Origin of the sequence: Mycobacterium sp. 94-17 (genome assembly GCF_035617725.1) — a bacterium.
In the GTDB taxonomy this organism is placed as follows: Bacteria; Actinomycetota; Actinomycetes; order Mycobacteriales; family Mycobacteriaceae; genus Mycobacterium.
The window spans coordinates 59,764-77,427 of the sequence record NZ_JAPIYN010000002.1; the positions used below are offsets into that span (position 1 = coordinate 59,764).

Below are 17,664 nucleotides of genomic sequence, written 5' to 3' on the forward strand. Positions count from 1 at the left end.
ATGGCTACCCGTCGTAGCCGTAGTCCGGTAGCTCGAAGTCGTCGCGCACGCTCCCCGCGAACAGCGTTGCCAGGGGCCGGAAATTCATGGTGTGCAGCGCCAGGTTCCGGAACCACAGCCCGAATCGGGTCCGGGTGGCGAAGAACCCGATGTAGCGGGCCGCCCCGGCCTGCTTGCTTTCGATGAAGGGGCGCAGGCGCTTTTCGTAGGCCTCGAAGGCGCGGCGGTGGTCGCCCCCGGCGCGCATGAGTTCGCCTGCCAGCACGTAAGCCTCGGTGATCGCCAGGCCGGTGCCCTCGCCGCCGAGCAGCGAGATACACCCGGCCGCGTCACCGAGCAGCAGCACCCGGCCGCGCGACCAGCTGTTCATCCGGATCTGGCTGACGACGTCGAAGTACAGGTCGTCGACCTCGTCGAGGGCGGCCAGCATCTCATTGGCCTCCCAGCCGCAGCCACCAAACACCCTGCGCAGCTGCATCTTTGGTGGTTCCCCGGCATCACCGTGGTCGGCGCGGAAGATGAACAAGAACGTGGTGCGGTCGCCGCGCAGCGCGAAACGTGCCAGCTGTCGCCCCGGTTCGGCGTAGGTGACATAGGCCAGCTCGTCGCGCGGCCGGTAGCCGTCGACCACACAGGCCGCGACCTTGCAGCCCAGGTAGAGCTCGTATTGTCGATCGGGCCCGAAGACCAGATTGCGGACGTTTGAATGCAGTCCGTCGGCCCCGATCACCAGGTCGAATTCGCGCGTGCTGCCGCTGTCCAGGGTGAGTCGCACACCGTCGCTGTGCTCGTCGACGGTGGCGATGCTGTCGCCGAAGATCGTTTCGACCTTGTCCTCGATGGTGGTGAAGATCGCCTCGGCCAGATCGCCACGCGGCAGGCTGGTGAGGTCGGCGCCAAGCATTTGGCGAAAGACGTTTACGTCCACGTCCGCCTTGACCTCGCCGCGTGAGCCGACCGAGCGCAGCCGTTCCATCTGGTAGCCCGCGGCGCGGATCTGCGCTTCGATGCCCATGCGCTTGGCCACCTGGAAGCCGACGCCCCAGAAGTCGATCATGTAGCCGCCGGTGCGGAAGTGGTTGGCCTGCTCGATCAGCGTCGGCGTGTGGCCGGTGCGATGCAGCCAGTGGGCGAGCGCCGCCCCCGCCACGCCGGCCCCGCTGATGGCGATTCTCATGATGGCTCTACGTTTGCACCCATCGCCATGCGGCGTCCAGTCGGTCACGGTCGAACGTTCGCAACTCGCCGCTCATCAGTAACGCGGCCGCGACATTGACGCACCATTGCTCCCATCGTGGTGCACCGACCACCGCAACCTTGTCAAAGTCGTTGCGGTGCTTGGCGTCAAACACGGTGTTGGCCCACGCCGCGCGCAGGGTCCATCCGTCGAAGGGCTCGTCGATGAAAAGCAGCGCGTTGCACCTGCCGAAGCGGTCGAGCAGGCTGCGCACCGCGGGCTCCAGGACGTCGCGGTAATCGCTGGTGGTCAGTTTGTTCGTCGCGCGCAGCCCCAGCACATCGGCAGCGCTCTCGCGCATGACCTCGATCACGACCGGCCTCCCGGTTGGGTGTAGGGCGCGAAAAGCTCATCGGCCGCACTACCCAGATCGGCGGGCGCGTCGATCGTCACGACGAACGCGTCGTCGGCTTGCTCGGTGCTGAACCGGAGAAACGGGCAGCACTGTCGCTCGCGGCGGACCAGTTCTCGCGCCTGCGCGGCGGCGACCGGCCGGTACCGCAGCCGGATGCGCCGGCCATCGCGCTGATAAGTCTGCAGGGCCGTCGCGTTGAGGTGTCCGATCCACGCAATTCGCGCCGCGTGGTCAGTGGCCGTCAGCGTGCAGGCAAGGTCATTCTCGGGCATTCCTCCAGGATCGGACTTCAAGTGGGTTGAGGGTCAATACCGCACACGAGACCATGGGGGTATGGCTCTGAAAATCGGCGAGCTTGCCGAGGCAACCGGGACGACGGCATCGACCATTCGCTACTACGAACAGGTCGGTCTGCTGCCCAATCCGCGGCGGGTCGGCTGTCAGCGCCGCTATGAGGACGACGATGTGCGGCGGGTGACTTTCATTCGACGCTGCCGCGGCCTTGATTTCTCGGTCGAGCAGGTCCGCGATCTCGTCGAACTCACGCACGATGCCGACCGGTCCTGCCTCGAGGCCCGTGACGTGGCCGAGCTCCACCTCACCGCGGTCCGGGCAAAGCTCACGGACTTGCAAACGTTGGAAAGCCGCATCGCCGAATTGATCGCGACCTCGAAGGCCGACTGCGGTGGCCGGGCCGCCACGCAATGCGTTGTGCTGGAAGGTTTGTCCCAGCCCGGTGATAAGGCTGTGGCTATGTCCGCGGATCTTCGATGAGCCGTTTGAGATAGCGCAACTCGCTTCGGGTGTGCTCGCGGTCCTTTTCGATGCCGTTGAGCGGGTGCACGAACGCGAAGGCGGCGATGCGCCCCACCGGATGGCGCGGGAAGGTGGCCCACACCCGCGCGCTGACGCGAGTGGTCGCCTCGTCCTTGCGCTCCACGCGCCAGGTCACGCCCTCATCCACCCGCAGTGCAACGCCCCACCAGCGATACCGTGCGTCGGCCTCCCAGGTGACCGCCCTGCCCGGATCCACCGCGGTGATCGTCCCCTCGGCAACCCCGGGTATCCCACCGATCTTCTCCGCGATCCGCAGTCGCGCGCCGACCTGTGTCGCCGGTAGTGAGTCCAGGTGCTCGAGGCTTCCATGCTCACTGTTGGACGCCAGCCACCAGCGATCGATGTCACTGAGCACGCTCCACACCCGTGCGTGTGGCGCGGCTATCACGACCGATTCGGTGAACTCAAACACCTGGAACCACTTCCTCTCGTTGCTTGGGGATCTCCGCCGACCACGTTAGTGCATACATGCGCATACGTGAATATTTAGCAGGTCGGCGTGCGCGAAGCCGGGCCTCGTGCGCCTGATCAGCGCGTCGCCGGACACGCCCCCCGGTAGTCCACCTGCCAATGCTTGATGCCGTTGATGAAGGATGACCGCAGCCGCTGGGGGTCACCGGCGGAGCGCAGGCCGGGCATGTGGTCGGCGATCGCGTTGAACATCAGGTCGATCGTCATGCGGGCCAAATTGGCGCCGATGCAGTAATGCGCTCCGGTACCGCCGAATCCGACATGCGGGTTGGGGCTGCGCAGGATGTCGAACGTGAACGGGTCGGCAAAGACCTCGTCGTCGAAATTAGCCGACCGGTAGAACAGCACCACCCGCTGGCCCTTCTTGATGGGCACGCCGCCGAGCTCGGTGTCCACCAGCGCGGTGCGCTGAAATGCCGTGATCGGGGTGGCCCAGCGGATGATCTCGTCGGCGGCGCTTTTCGGTCGCTGCGCCTTGAACAACTCCCACTGGTCGGGGTGGTCGGTGAAGGCCATCATCCCCTGCGTGATCGAGTTCCGGGTCGTCTCGTTGCCGGCCACGGCCAGCGTGACCACGAACATGCCGAACTCGGCGTCGGAGAGTCGCTGCTCCTCGGAATCGGCCTCGATCAGCGTGGTGACGATGTCGCGATCTTTGGGACCGGGTTCTTCGGCCTTGCGGGCCGCCAATTGCATCGCATACCACATCAATTCGCCCGCCGACGTCAGCGCGTCATGGCCGGCGAACTCCGGGTCGTCGCTGCCGATCATGTTGTTGGTCCAGTCGAACAGCTTGTCGTAGTCCTCCGCCGGCACGCCGAGCAGGCCCGAAATGCCTTGCAGCGGAAGCTCGCACGCCACCTGGCGGACGAAGTCGCCCGAGCCGTGCGCGGCGGCGTCGACGGTGATGCGTCGCGCGCGTTCGGTGAGTTCGGCGCGCAACCGCTCCACCGCGCGAGGCGTGAAACCGCGCGAGACGATCTTGCGCAGCCGGCTGTGCCCGGGGTCGTCCATCATGATCATCGACGCCCGTGCCGCCTCGATTTGCCCCTGCGCCAGGTCTTCTCGATAGCGCGGCACGATCGACTTGGTGGCCGAGGAGAAGACGTCGCTGCGCAGCGACACCTCCCGGATGTCGCGGTGCTTGGTCACCACCCAGTAACCGCCGTCGCCGAAGCCCCCTTGATCGAGGGGCTGCTCGTTCCACCAGATCGGTTCCGTGGCGCGCAGTTCGGCGAACTCCCGCACGGGGAGCCGCTGCGCGTAGATGTCGGGGTCGGTGAAATCGAATCCCGGCGGGAGGTTCGGTGTCGGCATGGGATCTCTCCTCGACTCCTGCGGCGGTTAGCAAGATGGTAGCCGCGGGCGTGCGGATCGCCTAGCAAATCATCAGCCCGATGCGGGGCTGGCCGTCGTGACGCTTTCGCGCCCACCGAGATTGGTGGCCGCGGTGATGACGGCGCGCTCGATCTGGCGCAGCGAGTGCACCGCGGTGAGCAGGCGCCGCGTATCGGGACCGGTGTCGCCTGGACCGTTGCCGTCCTGCTGCCGGGCCAGCGTCTCCGCGGTGTCGAGTTCGTCGGCCGCCGAGACCAGGGTCGGCGGGTGGCCGCCCTCGATGGCTTCCTGCAACGCGTCGATGTTGCGTCGCGTCTGGGCCGCGGCCGCCGAAAACGCTTGCGCTAGTTCCGAAGCCGGCGACCCGATGGGATCCCGATACTGCTCGGCGCTGCGTGCCAGGCTCCGGCCGTAACGCTCGCAGGCCGTGAAGATCCGCAGCGCGCGCCGGATGCTGCGCCGGCCGGCAAGGCCGGCGACGCCGGCCAGCAACGGCTTGGCGGTGACCCGAAACTGCTGCAGGTCCCGTCCGAGCTGACGGGCCTGCTCGGACGGGCCGGCGCTGTCCTGGACACCGAACATGGTCGCGGCGGAGATCTCGACGAGGCCGGACAGGCTCGTCAAGAACGCGCGGGTATCGCTGCGGATCGCCGTCCTGGTGTTGGTCGGCAGCACCACGACCGCGACGGTCGCCCCGATGACGGCACCGATCGCGGTCTCTTCGATCCGCAGCATCAGCACGCCGAACGAGAACTGGCCGAGCAGGCCATACAGCAGAGCCAGCATCGTGGTGATCCAGAAGGTCATCAGGCTGTACGTGACCGTCATGAAGTAGAAGGCGCAGAACAGGCATACGAAAATGCCGGCCAGCGCGGCGGTCTTGTGGCCGGTCAGCAGCGTGGCCACCAGCACGCCACAGGGCACGCCGAGCAGCGTCCCGAGCAGGCGTTGCCAACCCTTGGTCAGCGTTTCGCCCCAGGAGTTGGTGCCGGCGAAGATGACGAACGCCGCGATCACCGCCCAATACCAGCGCGCCGGCGATGCCAGCTCGCCCACGACGATGGCCAGGGACGCGGCGACGGACACCTGGATCGCCTGCCGGGTGGTGGGCCGCAGCCCGGTAACCGGCTCTTCTTCGACGGCCTCGTCGGGCACGGCGTCCATGGGCGCCTGGGGACGCTCACCGTCACCGTCGCCGAGGGAGCGCCCGGCGGCCACCCGGTCGACGATCGCCCGCACGTCGGAAGTCGCCGACGCCGCGTTGATGATCGCCAGCGCGAGGCGGCGCACGGCCGCGCCGCCCTCGTCGTCACCCGCCGGGTCCGCAGCGGGCTCGCGCTGCTCGTCGATCAGCCGCTGCGCGCGGTCGGCGGCCCGGCGCAGCCCGTCGGGTTCGGGAAGCCGGATGGCTCGCGACAGTTGCGTGAGCGCGTCGACCAGTGCGGCCCGGGTGGGCGCGGGCATGGAACCGGGGTGCTCGCACGCGATGACGGCCGCCCGCCGGCCGGCGGTGGCGACCCATTCGATGGCCAGCTCCGCGTCCAGCAGCCAGGGGGCGAGCTGTTCGGCGGTGACGCCGGGCCATAGGGTGCCGGGGTCGGCCTTGTCTTCGATCTGGCTCTGCACCATCAGGGCGGTCTCGTTGAGCCGGATGGTGCGGGCCCGCATGCGGCGGCGCCGCCGATCATCGAGACGGCCCGTGCGCACCGCCTCGGCGGTGGTGTCGAGGACGATCGCCATCCGGGCCCGCAGCGCCCGAATGGTGGCATTCAGCACCCGCTCGCGGCGATCGGGCATCAGGTACGCGCTCATCACGTACGTGCACACGGCGCCCACCGCGACCGCCCCGATCATCCAGGGCAGCTCCGCGAGGCGGGCCCGCAGATACAGCGTGAAGAAGTAGGACATGAACGCGACCATGCCCAGCGCCCGGCCCCGCGCCCCGAAGCGCCGGATGTACGCCGCGGCGAACACGACGACGAGGAAGACCACGTCGCTGGCCACCTGGTGCGGGGCCAGCACCGCGGCGGCGGTGATGCACACCGCTGCGGGCAGGGGCAGCAGCGCCATGGTGATGCGCTGCCGGCGCGGGTCGGGCTCGTTGACCGAGCGCGACGCGACCATGGTGATCACGACACCGAGCAGGGCCACGGTGAGCGGTTGTCCCGTCGCCCTGGTCAGCAGGAAAAGCGAAAACAGTGACAGGCCAAGCGCCGCCGTCGTCCGGGTCGCCATGCGCAGCCGAAGCAAGCCGGGATCGGAGCCGATCACCCAGATGCGGGCGCGTTCGTAAAGAACAGTGATTCCGATGACCGCCTCTCTTGCGCGTATCCACCATGGTTACCCGAACCCCGCCGCGGCGACCAAGCTAGTCTTCGACATCGTGACTCCGCCGACCCACGCGAAGCTGGCTGACGGTCGTGACCTGCTGTTCTTCGCGCTGCCCGGGCATCGGCCCGCGCCGGTCGCAGACCGCAGGCCGCTGCCGGCGCGCGAACCCGCCGCGCAGTCGCAGCTGCGGTTCGACCGGTCCACCGGGCAGTGGGTGATCATCGCGGCGCTGCGCCAGGACCGCACCTACAAGCCACCGCCGGAGGCCTGCCCGCTGTGCCCGGGCCCCTCCGGGCTTACCAGCGAAGTGCCCGCCGCGCACTACGACGTTGTCGTCTTCGAGAACCGATTTCCCAGCCTGTCCGGCGCGCTGCCGTCGTCGGCCGCCGCGGCGCCGGTGCCCGTCGAGGACGGCTTCACCAGCGCGCCCGCGGTCGGTCGCTGCGAGGTGATCTGTTTCTCCGCCGACCACACCGGGTCCGTCGCCCGGCTGCGGCCGGCGCACGCGCGGCTGGTGGTGGAGGCGTGGCGGCACCGCACCGCCGACCTGATGGCACGGCCGGGCATCGAGCAGGTGTTCTGCTTCGAGAACCGTGGCGAGGAAATCGGGGTGACGCTGACCCATCCGCACGGTCAGATCTACGGCTACCCCTTCCTGACGCCGCGCACCGCCACCATGCTGGAGCAGGCGCGGCGGCATCGAAAACGGCATGGCGGCAACCTCTTCGGTGATCTGCTGGCCCGTGAGGTCGCCGAGGGCAGCCGCATCATCGCGCGCGACGAACTGTTCACCGCGTTCGTGCCGTTCGCGGCGCGCTGGCCGGTGGAGGTGCACATCTACCCGAATCGGTTCGTGCGCAACCTGACCGAGCTCGACGAGGACGAACTGGATGGGTTCGTGCGGGTCTACCTCGACGTGCTGGGGCGCTTCGACCGAATGTATTCCACACCGCTGCCCTACATTTCGGCGCTGCACCAATACGCCGACACCGCGGCCCAGGCCGAGGGTTACTTCCACGTCGAACTGATGTCCATCAGGCGCAGCGCGACCAAGCTCAAGTACCTGGCGGCCTCTGAGTCGGCGATGGACGCCTTTATCGGCGACGTCACTCCGGAGAGCGTGGCCCGGCGGCTGGCCGAACTGCGATGACGATCCGTTACGCCGCGCCGGGGCGGATCAATCTGATCGGCGAACACACCGACTACAACCTGGGTCTCGCGCTGCCCATCGCCCTGCCGCAGCGCACCGTCGCGACATTCACGCCCGCCGACGACGATGCGATCACCGTGCTCAGTGACCGCGCCGACGCCCCGGTGCGCATCGCGATCGGGACCGCGCCCGGCGAGGTGGCCGGCTGGGCCGCCTATGTGGCCGGCGTGGTGTGGGCGCTGCGCCAGGGCGGCCACCCGGTGCCCGGCGGCACGATGTCGATCACCAGCGACGTGGAGATGGGATCGGGCCTGTCGTCCTCGGCGGCACTGGAATGCGCCGCGCTGGGCGCGATCACATCGGCCGCCGGTGTCCGCATCGAACCCAGGGAGCAGGCCCGGCTGGCCCAGCGTGCGGAGAACGAATATGTGGGCGCGCCAACGGGTTTGCTTGACCAGCTGGCCGCGATCTTCGGCCGGGATAACGCGGCGGTGCTGATCGACTTCGCCGACCTCACCGTCACGCCGGTGGCTTTCGACCCGCAATCCGCGGGCGTCGCCTTGTTGCTGATCGACTCCGGGGAGCGCCACAGCCACGTTGGCGGCGACTACGCGGCGCGGCGCGCGTCGTGCGAGCGGGCGGCTGCCGATCTGTCGGCGGTGTCGCTGCGTGAGGTGCAGGACCGCGCGGGCCGGGACGGCGCCGGCGTCCTGGCCGGCGTGCGTGACCCCGTCGACGCCCGCCGCGCCCGCCACGTGCTCACCGAAAACCAGCGGGTCGTGGATTGCGTAGCGGCACTGGGTGACTCGGATTATGCCGAAGCCGGCCGGATCTTCACCGCCTCGCACGCCTCCATGCGTGACGACTTCGAGATCACCACCGCGCGCATCGACCTGATCGCCGATGCGGCGGTGCGCGCCGGCGCGCTGGGCGCGCGGATGACCGGCGGCGGCTTCGGCGGCTGCGTGATCGCCCTGGTGCCGCTGGACCGGGTGGATGCGGTCGGCGCGCAGGTGCGCGGCGCCACGGCCGACGCCGGGTTCGAGCGACCGTCGGTCACCCGAACCCGCGCGGGCGCGGGCGCGGGCCCCGCGGGCGCGGGGCCCGCGGGGCCCGCGGGGCCCTTGTGAGTCTCCCCGAACTCGGGCCGGTACCAGGGCGGACACGACTGCGCCGCGCCGCACCCACGATCTTTATCCGTTTACTGGGCCAAAACGCCCGCGAATAGAGCGTCGTCGGCTCGTTTCCGGAGTATTAGACAGGTATGCGGTCGCGCCGGGCGCTCATTGCGGTCATCGCGGTGGCGGCCGTCGTGATGGTCTTCATCGCGCCGGCGCCACCGAGGGGATACGACGGTCCGCCGCTGTTCGTGGCGAATCCGGTCGACCACGTGGCGACGCTGATCGGCACCGGCACGGGCGGCGAGACGGTGGGGGAGATCAACAATTTCCCGGGCGCTACCGTGCCGTTCGGGATGGTGCAGTATTCGCCGGACACGGTCGGCAACTACGCCGGTTACAACTACGACAACCCGCGCTCCACCGGGTTCAGCATGACCCACGCGTCGGTGGGATGCCCGGCCTTCGGCGACATCTCGATGCTCCCGGTCACCGGCGCAGTCGGTCCACAGCCGTGGAACGCCGCCGAACGAATCGCCCACGACGACACCGAGCAGGGTGTGCCCGGCTACTACACGGTGCGCTTCCCCGGCACCGGGGTGAAGGCGGAACTGACCGCCACCACGCACACTGGGGTCGGTCGTTTCAGCTACCCGCGCAACGGGCGGTCCGCACTGCTGCAGGTGCGCTCCGGCTCATCCCTGGCGGGCAACTCCCGCGCGACCATCCAGATCGGCGACGACAACACCACCATCACCGGTTGGGCGACCAGCGGCGGTTTCTGCGACAAGCCGAACGCCTACACGGTGTATTTCGCGATGAAGTTCAGCGAGCCGTTCACCTCGTACGGATCGTGGGATGGCAGCGCCGTCCGCGCCGGGGCCCGCAGCGCGAACGCGCCGTACAGCGGCGGCTACGTGGCGTTTCCGGCCGGCGCGACGATCGAGGTGCGCACCGCGATCTCCTACGTCGGCATCGAGGGGGCGCGGGCGAACTTGGCGGCCGAAGGCGCGGCGGGTTTCGACGACGTTCGCGCCGCCGCGTCGAGGGAATGGAACGCCGCGCTATCGCGCGTCTCGGTTGCCGGTCGCAACGTCGACGACCTGACCACCTTCTACACCGCCCTGTATCGATCGCTGTTGCACCCCAACGCGTTCAACGATGCCGACGGGCGTTATGTGGGGTTCGACGGCTCCATCCACACGGTCGCGGCCGGCCACACGCAGTACGCCAACTTCTCCGACTGGGACACCTACCGGTGCCTGGCGGCGTTGCAGGCGTTGCTGTTTCCCGACCGGACCGGCGACATGGCGCAGTCGCTGGTCAACGACGCCGAGCAGAGTGGCGCGTTGCCGCGCTGGGCGTTCGCCAACGCCGCAACGGGCGAGATGACCGGGGACAGCGTGGTGCCGCTGATCGTCAACCTGAACACGTTCGGGGCCAAGGACTTCGATGTCAAGACGGCGCTGCGCTACATGGTGGACGGGGCGACCAAAGGCGGTACGGGCCTGGGCGGCTATGTGGAGCGCCCCGGCATCGCCACCTACCAGCGGCTCGGGTATGCGCCGTTCACGGTGGAGTTCGGCCGCAACGGCTGGATCGCCGACGCGTCGATCACCCTCGAATGGTCGGTCGACGACTTCGCCATTTCCCGATTCGCGGCCTCGCTGGGCGATACCGCGACGGCCGCCGAATTCCAGAAGCGGGCGCAGTACTGGCAGAACCTGTTCAACCCGACCACGCGGTATATCTCGCCGCGCAGCTGGACCGGATTCTTCTCCCGCGGTCCCGGGGTTGTGGTGGCGCCGGAAAACTTCGGCCAGGTCGGGTACGACGAGGGTAATGCCGAGCAGTACGTCTGGTCGGTGCCGCACAACGTCGCGGATTTGGCGACCGCCCTCGGCGGCCGCGCCGCCATGGCCGACCGGCTCGACCGCTTCACCGCGAAGCTCAACGTCGGGCCCAACCAGCCGTACTTGTGGGCCGGCAACGAGCCGAGTTTCGGTGTGCCGTGGCTGTACAACTACATCGGTCAGCCGTGGAAGACTCAGCGCACCGTCGACCGGGTGAGGGGCCTGTTCGCTCCGACCGCCGACGGTGAGCCCGGCAACGACGACCTGGGCGCGCTGGCCAGCTGGTACGTATGGGCGGCGCTCGGCCTGTACCCGGCCACCCCGGGAACGCCGATCCTCACCGTGGGCGCACCGCTTTTCGACCGGATCGAAATCGCGCTGCCCGCAGCCAAATCCATCCGGATCGCCGCCCCGGGTGCATCCGGCCCCCACCACCTGAACTACATCAGCGGCCTGAAGGTCGACGGCCAGGCCACCGACCGCACGTCGCTGCCCGAGTCGATCATCCGCACCGGTGGCACGCTTGCCTTTTCGCTGGCCGCCTACCCGGACAAGCAGTGGGGCACGGCCGAAGCGGACGCACCGCCGTCATTCGGGGCGGGCGGCTCGGCGGTGGCGGTCAACGTCGACCAGCCCGTCGTCACGATCGCGCCCGGACACACGGGCAGCGTCACCCTCGACGCGCAACGCATGACCGGCGGCACCGACGGTTACGCCGTCACGGGCACCTCCTCTGATGCCGGGATCGGCGTCAAGCCGGCCTCGGGTCAATTCGCGGCGGACGGGTCGGCCGGCGTCACCGTACCCATCACGATCGCGCAGACGGTGCCCGAGGACTACTATCTGGTGTCCCTGACCACCAGGGTCGGCGAAAGTGTGCGCACGTCAAAGATTTTCGTGGTGGTAGAGGCCGATTCGGACAGGTAGGCCGTCAGACCATGTCGTTGTTGGTCAGCCATCGCATCACCGGCCAGCCGACGAACACCGGCAGCCAGCAGGTCAGCACCCGGTACAGCAGGACCGACGGCACGCCGACTGCCGCGGGCACGCCGAACGCGGCCAGGCCGCCGATCAGTGCCGCCTCGACCGCGCCGACACCGCCGGGCGTGGGGGCGGCCGAGGCCAACGTCCCGCCGACCATGGTGACCACGGTGACGGCGACGAAAGTCGTTCCGCCGCCGAAGGCTTCGATGCTGGCCCAGAGCGCGAGGGCGGCGCCGAGCGTGGTGCCCGCGCAACCCAGCAGGATGAGCGCCAGCCGCCGCGGTTCGCGGGCGAGCTTGACCAGGTCGGTCACCACCTCGTTCAGTTTCGGACGCACCTCGTTCGCCAGCCACTTGCGCAGCGTGGGCACGAACAGGAACGTGCCGACGATGCCCAGCGCGATGCCCGCGATCAGGTACAGCAGCGTCGCGCTCGGCACGAAGTGCCGCAGGTTCATCGAGGCGCCGGCGGCGGCGCTGAACAAGACGAGCAGCGCCAGGTGCGCGATCACCTGTACCGACTGCTGCAGGGCCACCGCCGCGGTCGCCCGCATCGCCGACAGCCCGCTCTTCTGCAGGAACCGCGTGCTCAGCGCCAGCCCGCCGACGCCGGCCGGTGTGGTGGTCGCGGCAAAGGTGTTGGCCACCTGGGCGATTGACAGCTTCCAGAAGTTCACCGTGCCGTCGGTGCAGGCCCACAGTGCGGCCGCTGCGCCGACGTAGGTCAGCGCCGACACCACCAGGCCCAGCAGCGCCCACCACCAGTTCGCGGTCCTCAGCTGGGAGACGAACGTCGGCGCGGTGCTGATGAAGGGGTACGCGACATAGACCAGCGCGCCGAAGAGCACCAGCTGCACCAGCTGGCTGCGGGTGAACCGGGTGATGGTCTGGGGCTTGATCTGATCGGCGCCGGTTTGGCGCTTGACCTCGGCCCGCGCCCCGGAGATGACGGCGCCGGCATCCGGTACCGACCGCCGAATAGACCGTGGCACAGCGACTTTGGTGAGCCGGCGGGACGCGCTCAGGATAGTGTCTTTGCCGAACACGTCGATGGCCGCGCGCACCGCGGATGTCGGCTGGTAGAGGGCGGAGGCGGTCACCAGTAGCTGCGCGATGTCGGACTCGAGCTGGGCGTCGGTCGCCCCGTATTCGGCGTTGCCGAACCCGCCGAACATGACGGTGTCGTCCTCCACCGTGATGTGGTGGCTGCGCAGGTCGCCGTGGGCGATCTGGCGGTCGTTGAGGGCGCGCAGCGATTCCCACAGGCGGCCAACGGGAGTCGACTTCGCGCACTCGTCGATGGGCGTGCCGCGCGGCGGCCGGTGCGAGTACAGCATCCACCCCCGGTCCAGTGGGGCGACGGCGACCGTCGCCGTGTTGGACAGGCCCGCGTCGCCGATAGCGATACCCATCAATGCGCGGTGCTCCACGGCCCGGCGCATGGAGGTCACCAGGGGCGCGGTCTCGGCATCGCGCAGCTTCAGCTTTCCCCAAAGCTGCCGCAGCGCCCCGCCGCTGCGTTGATGCGGGCCGTACAGTTCGATCAGCGCTGTCTCTCCGAGGTGTTCGCCCTCGGCGGAAATGATCAGTGGGCCGCGGCCGGCAGGCCGGACCACGGTGAGCCGCGAGACGGCGAAGCCGCCCTTGGCCAGGGCGCGCACCACGGCGTCCAGCGGCACCTCCAGCGCGGGAGTGCCGACGACCAGCACCACCAGCGCGCCGACGACCCACCCGACCGCCAGGCCCACCAGCGAGCGCGCCGGGACGATGGCGCTCACCACCAGATGGATCGGGACGAAGGCCAGCAGCAGGGCCCACCACCAGCGCCGCCAGCGCGCCGGCAGCCAGGGACCCGACACCGTCAGCACCGCCGCCAGCATGCCGATCCAGCGGGGGTCGTCGAGAAACTGGGCCGGCAGCGTGGTCAACCGGTCGAGGACGTCGAAGTGCCACCGCGGGGCGGCGAGGCCGGTGCCGCTGATCGACAACAAGGCGATCGCGCTCAACCCGGCGGTCGCGTACGCGCCCAGCAGTTTCCACTGCCCGGCGACGATCAGGCCGATGAGGATCACGAAGGGCAACGCCACGATGGCCAATCCATAGATCAGGTAGACCACGTCGGATTGCGTGGGCGACAAGACGCCGACGATCTGCGAGACGGATTTCTCCAGCGCGATCCACTGCGGGCGGGTGATCACCGAACCCGTGATCACCAGCGCCAGGAAAAGCGAGGCCAGCACCAGCCGCAGGATGTCGTTGGTCCGCCGGGTCAGTGGCTGCAGCAGGCTGCCGGAAACGGGGATGTCGCGCCCGTCAACTCGCATGTATCCACGATCCTTCGGGTTCGCGCAGGCGCCGTGCTACCGGCCTGCTGAATGGCCCGCGGACACGTTAACCCGAATACCTGGTTCGTTGACAGCTTGCACTCATCTGGCGCGCGTAGGGTCGGCTGGGTAGACATGCCGGCGAATCGGGGCAGGGCACCGGCATGGCCGGGCCGGATGGCGACGGGACCGGCCACCCAGCCGCGAACGCGTGCTGGTGCAGAAAGGACGAGTGACCCATAAATGAGCCGAGCCAGATCCGACAACGACAGCTGGGAGATCACCGAAAGCGTGGGGGCGACCGCGCTGGGTGTGGCCTCGGCCCGCGCGGCGGAGACCCGCAGCGAAAACCCCTTGGTCACAGACCCATTCGCGCAAGTGTTCCTCGACGCCGCGGGTGACGGCGTGTGGAACTGGCATTCCGCCGCGCAGTTGCCCGACGAGGTCGTCGAAGCCGAGCCGACGTTGCCGTTGCAGATGCAATCCATGGTCGGCTACATGGCTTCGCGCACCGCGTTTTTCGACAATTTCTTCCTCGACGCCACTGGAGCGGGCATCCGTCAGGCGGTGATCCTGGCGGCCGGCCTGGACGCGCGATCCTGGCGGCTGCCGTGGCCGGCCGGCACCACCGTCTACGAGCTCGACCAGACCCGGGTGCTGGACTTCAAGGCCTCCACCTTGGCCGAGCACGGGGCGCAGCCCGTTTGTAGCCGTGTCGCGGTGCCGGTGGACCTGCGCCAGGATTGGCCGGCTGCGTTGCGGCGCGCCGGTTTTGACGATTCCGCGCCCAGCGTCTGGTCGGCCGAGGGCCTGATGCCGTATCTGCCAGCGGCGGCCCAGGAGCTACTGTTCGAGCGCATCGCGGCGTCGACCGTGCGCGGTAGCCGGGTCGCCGTGGAGGCGTTGGGACCGAAATTCCTCGACCCGCAGGTCCGCGCCAAGCGCCGTGAGCGGATGGACCGCATCCGCGAGCTGATAGCCCGGGTCGACCCCGACCGCGCGGTGCCCCGGACCGAAGAGCTCTGGTACATGGAGGAGCGCGAGGACGTCGGCGAGTGGTTCGCCCGCCACGGCTGGGACGTGACGGTGACGCCGGCCGACGAGCTGATGGCCGGCTATGGGCGCGCGGCGCCCGGGGAAGTGCGGGACTACGTGCCCGGGAATCTGTTCGTGGCGGCGCAGCGGACGCAACGGTAGCCGCGCGGAAAGTTGCGCGACACGCCGGTGGTCTGACCACCTGACCGGCTTTCGGCCAGCCACACTGGCGGCATGGCGCTGCAGCCGGTGATTCGCCGATCGGTGCCCGAAGCGGTCTTCGACCACATCGCGACCGATGTGCTCAGCGGCGAGATGCGGCCGGGCGCTGCGTTGCCCAGCGAGCGCAAGCTGGCAGAGGTGCTCGGGGTGTCGCGGCCCGCCGTCCGCGAGGCCCTCACGCGGCTCTCGGCGGCCAGCCTGGTCGAGGTGCGCCACGGCGGCGTCACCACCGTGCGCGACTACCGGCGCCACGCCGGGCTTGATCTGCTGCCGCAGTTGCTGTTCCGCAACGACGAACTCGACACGACGGTCTTGCGTAGCGTCCTTGAGGCGCGGCTGCGCATCGGCCCGAAGGTCGCAGACCTGGCGGCCGAACGGCGCGATCCCGAACTGGCTGCCGCGCTGGACGATTCGCTGCGGACCCTCGAGGCCGCGGCGGGCCCGCTGCAGTGGCAGCGCGACACCCTCGCGTTCTGGGATCACCTGGTCGACGGCTCCGGTTCGATCGTCTTCCGGCTGATGTACAACCCTTTTCGCGCCGCCTACGAGCGGGCCCTGACCGTCCTGGCCGCCGCGCTGAACGCCGAGGGCAACCGGACGGCCATGTACCGGCAACTGGCCGGGGCGGTCTGCTCCGGCGATGCGGCCGAAGCGGGGAAACTCGCCCAGGGCATCCTCGAACTGGCCAACGCCACGATGATCGCCGCACTCGAACGGCGGGAGCAACGGCGGTGAGCACCCCCACCATGATCGCCACGTATGTGCGCGGCCAGATCCAACCCGGGATCGCCGCGGTCGGCGGCTTCTTCCGGACCTGCGTGCTGACCGGCAAGGCGCTGTTCCGGCGGCCGTTTCAGTGGCGGGAGACGATCGAGCAGGGCTGGTTCATCACCAGCGTCTCGCTGCTGCCCACCCTGGCGGTCGCGATTCCGCTCACCGTGCTGATCATCTTCACGCTCAACATCCTGCTGGCCGAGTTCGGAGCCGCCGACATCTCCGGCGCCGGTGCGGCTTTGGGCGCGGTCACGCAGTTGGGGCCGTTGACCACCGTGCTGGTGATCGCCGGCGCCGGGTCCACGGCGATCTGTGCGGACCTGGGCGCCCGCACCATCCGTGAGGAAATCGATGCGCTGGAGGTGCTCGGCATCGACCCGATCCACCGGCTGGTGGTGCCCCGCGTCGTCGCCGCGACCATCGTCGCCACCCTGCTCAACGGCGCGGTGATCACCATCGGACTGGTCGGTGGATTCGTGTTCGGCGTGTTCATCCAACACATTTCGGCGGGCGCCTACGTCAGCACCCTCACCTTGATCACCGGCCTGCCCGAGGTGGTCATCTCGGTGGTGAAGTCGGCCACCTTCGGGACGATCGCCGGCCTGGTCGGCTGCTATCGCGGGCTCACCACCAAGGGCGGTCCCAAGGGCGTCGGCATCGCCGTCAACGAGACGCTGGTGTTGTGCGTGATCGCGCTGTTCGCCGTCAACGTGGTGCTGACCACGATCGGCGTGCGGTTCGGGACGGGACGCTGACATGGCCGCGATCACGGCGCCCGGCGCGCTGCGCGCCCGCTACCCGCGAACGGCCGCCAACCTCGACCGCTATGGCGGTGGGACGGCCCGAAAGCTGTGGCAGATAGGGGTTTTCGCGCGGTTCGCCCGGATCAGCATCGGCCAGATCGGCTGGGCGTTGCGGCACTACCGGCGGGAGACGTTGCGGCTGATCGCCGAGATCGGCATGGGCACCGGCGCGATGGCCGTCGTCGGCGGCACCGTCGCGATCATCGGCTTCGTGACGCTGTCCGGCGGATCGCTGATCGCCATCCAGGGCTTCGCGTCGCTGGGCAACATCGGCGTCGAGGCGTTCACCGGATTCTTTGCCGCACTGGCCAACACCCGCATCGCCGCGCCCATCGTCGCCGGGGTGACCCTGGCCGCCACGGTCGGCGCCGGCGCCACCGCCCAGCTGGGCGCCATGCGCATCAGCGAGGAGATCGACGCGCTCGAAGTCATGGGCATCAAATCGATTTCATTTCTGGTCTCCACCCGAATCCTCGGCGGTCTGGCGGTGATCGTGCCGCTCTACGCGCTGGCCCTCGACATGGCTTTCACGTCGGGCCAGGTCGTCACGACTGTGTTCTACGGCCAGTCGAACGGCACTTACGAGCACTACTTCCGCACCTTCCTGCGCCCCGAGGACGTGGGCTGGTCGGTGCTGGAGGTGGTGATCATCGCCGTGGTGGTGATGATCACCCACTGCTACTACGGCTACACCGCCAGTGGCGGCCCGGTCGGCGTGGGCCAGGCGGTCGGCCGGTCGATGCGATTCTCACTGGTCTCGGTGGTGGTGGTGGTCCTGCTCGCCCAGTTGGCGCTCTACGGTGTCGACCCGAACTTCAACCTGACGGTGTGAC

Annotated in this window: 15 protein-coding genes; 8 read left to right on the forward strand and 7 right to left on the reverse strand. The window is 68.9% G+C overall.

The window, feature by feature from the left end; all coding sequences use genetic code 11:
• Nucleotides 1-4: 4 nt before the first annotated feature.
• The 3 genes from OQ789_RS03150 to OQ789_RS03160 are packed head-to-tail and all read right to left on the reverse strand — an operon-like array spanning nucleotide 5 to nucleotide 1,864.
• Nucleotides 5-1,177 (reverse strand): FAD-binding domain, encoded by a 1,173-nt coding sequence (locus OQ789_RS03150; RefSeq protein ID WP_324683452.1) that lies wholly within the window; start codon nucleotides 1,175-1,177, stop codon nucleotides 5-7.
• A gap of 7 nt (nucleotides 1,178-1,184) precedes the next feature.
• A complete protein-coding gene (locus tag OQ789_RS03155; protein WP_324683454.1) occupies nucleotides 1,185-1,550 on the reverse strand; it encodes an STAS/SEC14 domain-containing protein in 366 nt (121 codons plus the stop codon).
• Entirely contained in the window at nucleotides 1,547-1,864 is a 318-nt protein-coding gene (locus OQ789_RS03160) for a hypothetical protein (RefSeq protein ID WP_324683456.1), read from the reverse strand. Before OQ789_RS03160 ends, OQ789_RS03155 begins: the two co-directional genes overlap by 4 nt.
• A gap of 61 nt (nucleotides 1,865-1,925) precedes the next feature.
• On the opposite strand from OQ789_RS03160, the gene OQ789_RS03165 reads away from it, so the two are divergent.
• Entirely contained in the window at nucleotides 1,926-2,366 is a 441-nt protein-coding gene (locus OQ789_RS03165) for a MerR family transcriptional regulator (protein ID WP_324683457.1), read from the forward strand.
• Here OQ789_RS03165 and OQ789_RS03170 read toward each other — a convergent pair.
• The 3 genes from OQ789_RS03170 to OQ789_RS03180 all read right to left on the reverse strand — a co-directional run bounded on the left by OQ789_RS03170 (nucleotide 2,344) and on the right by OQ789_RS03180 (nucleotide 6,509).
• Nucleotides 2,344-2,841, reverse strand: coding sequence for an SRPBCC family protein (locus OQ789_RS03170; protein ID WP_324683459.1), 498 nt, complete (start codon nucleotides 2,839-2,841; stop codon nucleotides 2,344-2,346). The genes OQ789_RS03165 and OQ789_RS03170 overlap by 23 nt on opposite strands.
• Nucleotides 2,842-2,957: 116 nt before the next feature.
• On the reverse strand, nucleotides 2,958-4,217 hold the full coding sequence (locus tag OQ789_RS03175; RefSeq protein WP_324683461.1) for a cytochrome P450: 1,260 nt from the start codon (nucleotides 4,215-4,217) through the stop codon (nucleotides 2,958-2,960).
• A 72-nt stretch (nucleotides 4,218-4,289) separates the two neighbouring features.
• Nucleotides 4,290-6,509: an FUSC family protein gene (locus OQ789_RS03180; protein ID WP_324683463.1), complete on the reverse strand. Its 2,220-nt coding sequence runs from the start codon at nucleotides 6,507-6,509 to the stop codon at nucleotides 4,290-4,292.
• A 37-nt stretch (nucleotides 6,510-6,546) separates the two neighbouring features.
• Here OQ789_RS03180 and galT point away from each other — a divergent pair, with 37 nt between their 5' ends.
• The 3 genes from galT (at nucleotide 6,547) to OQ789_RS03195 (ending at nucleotide 11,617) form a co-directional block, all read left to right on the forward strand.
• Nucleotides 6,547-7,719, forward strand: a complete 1,173-nt coding sequence (galT, locus tag OQ789_RS03185) for a galactose-1-phosphate uridylyltransferase (protein ID WP_324683465.1) — start codon at nucleotides 6,547-6,549, stop codon at nucleotides 7,717-7,719.
• Complete coding sequence (locus tag OQ789_RS03190) at nucleotides 7,716-8,849, forward strand: galactokinase (protein ID WP_324683467.1); 1,134 nt, start codon at nucleotides 7,716-7,718, stop codon at nucleotides 8,847-8,849. Before galT ends, OQ789_RS03190 begins: the two co-directional genes overlap by 4 nt.
• 134 nt (nucleotides 8,850-8,983) lie before the next feature.
• Nucleotides 8,984-11,617: a GH92 family glycosyl hydrolase gene (locus tag OQ789_RS03195; protein ID WP_324683469.1), complete on the forward strand. Its 2,634-nt coding sequence runs from the start codon at nucleotides 8,984-8,986 to the stop codon at nucleotides 11,615-11,617.
• Between the two features lie 4 nt (nucleotides 11,618-11,621).
• Here the strand turns inward: OQ789_RS03195 and OQ789_RS03200 are convergent, their stop codons facing one another.
• Nucleotides 11,622-13,997 (reverse strand): lysylphosphatidylglycerol synthase transmembrane domain-containing protein, encoded by a 2,376-nt coding sequence (locus OQ789_RS03200; protein ID WP_324683470.1) that lies wholly within the window; start codon nucleotides 13,995-13,997, stop codon nucleotides 11,622-11,624.
• 243 nt (nucleotides 13,998-14,240) lie between these two features.
• Between OQ789_RS03200 and OQ789_RS03205 the strand changes: the two genes are divergently transcribed.
• From OQ789_RS03205 to OQ789_RS03220, 4 genes are all read left to right on the forward strand, one after another.
• Nucleotides 14,241-15,194, forward strand: a complete 954-nt coding sequence (locus tag OQ789_RS03205) for a class I SAM-dependent methyltransferase (protein ID WP_324683472.1) — start codon at nucleotides 14,241-14,243, stop codon at nucleotides 15,192-15,194.
• A gap of 72 nt (nucleotides 15,195-15,266) precedes the next feature.
• Nucleotides 15,267-15,989, forward strand: a complete 723-nt coding sequence (locus OQ789_RS03210; RefSeq protein WP_324683474.1) for a FadR/GntR family transcriptional regulator — start codon at nucleotides 15,267-15,269, stop codon at nucleotides 15,987-15,989.
• 11 nt (nucleotides 15,990-16,000) lie between these two features.
• A complete protein-coding gene (locus OQ789_RS03215; protein ID WP_420716035.1) occupies nucleotides 16,001-16,783 on the forward strand; it encodes an MlaE family ABC transporter permease in 783 nt (260 codons plus the stop codon).
• 1 nt (nucleotide 16,784) lies between these two features.
• Nucleotides 16,785-17,663 carry an ABC transporter permease gene (locus OQ789_RS03220; protein WP_324683477.1) on the forward strand — a complete coding sequence of 293 codons (879 nt, stop codon included), beginning with the start codon at nucleotides 16,785-16,787 and terminating at the stop codon, nucleotides 17,661-17,663.
• Nucleotide 17,664 lies beyond the last annotated feature (1 nt).

Coding starts and splice junctions, on each gene's coding strand:
- OQ789_RS03175 (WP_324683461.1), bottom strand. CDS start 4,217: ATGCCGACACCGAACCTCCCGCCGGGATTCGATTTCACCGACCCCGAC.
- OQ789_RS03220 (WP_324683477.1), top strand. CDS start 16,785: ATGGCCGCGATCACGGCGCCCGGCGCGCTGCGCGCCCGCTACCCGCGA.
- OQ789_RS03160 (WP_324683456.1), bottom strand. CDS start 1,864: ATGCCCGAGAATGACCTTGCCTGCACGCTGACGGCCACTGACCACGCG.
- galT (WP_324683465.1), top strand. CDS start 6,547: ATGACCGCCTCTCTTGCGCGTATCCACCATGGTTACCCGAACCCCGCC.
- OQ789_RS03195 (WP_324683469.1), top strand. CDS start 8,984: ATGCGGTCGCGCCGGGCGCTCATTGCGGTCATCGCGGTGGCGGCCGTC.
- OQ789_RS03150 (WP_324683452.1), bottom strand. CDS start 1,177: ATGAGAATCGCCATCAGCGGGGCCGGCGTGGCGGGGGCGGCGCTCGCC.
- OQ789_RS03190 (WP_324683467.1), top strand. CDS start 7,716: ATGACGATCCGTTACGCCGCGCCGGGGCGGATCAATCTGATCGGCGAA.
- OQ789_RS03210 (WP_324683474.1), top strand. CDS start 15,267: ATGGCGCTGCAGCCGGTGATTCGCCGATCGGTGCCCGAAGCGGTCTTC.
- OQ789_RS03205 (WP_324683472.1), top strand. CDS start 14,241: ATGAGCCGAGCCAGATCCGACAACGACAGCTGGGAGATCACCGAAAGC.
- OQ789_RS03165 (WP_324683457.1), top strand. CDS start 1,926: ATGGCTCTGAAAATCGGCGAGCTTGCCGAGGCAACCGGGACGACGGCA.
- OQ789_RS03215 (WP_420716035.1), top strand. CDS start 16,001: ATGATCGCCACGTATGTGCGCGGCCAGATCCAACCCGGGATCGCCGCG.
- OQ789_RS03200 (WP_324683470.1), bottom strand. CDS start 13,997: ATGCGAGTTGACGGGCGCGACATCCCCGTTTCCGGCAGCCTGCTGCAG.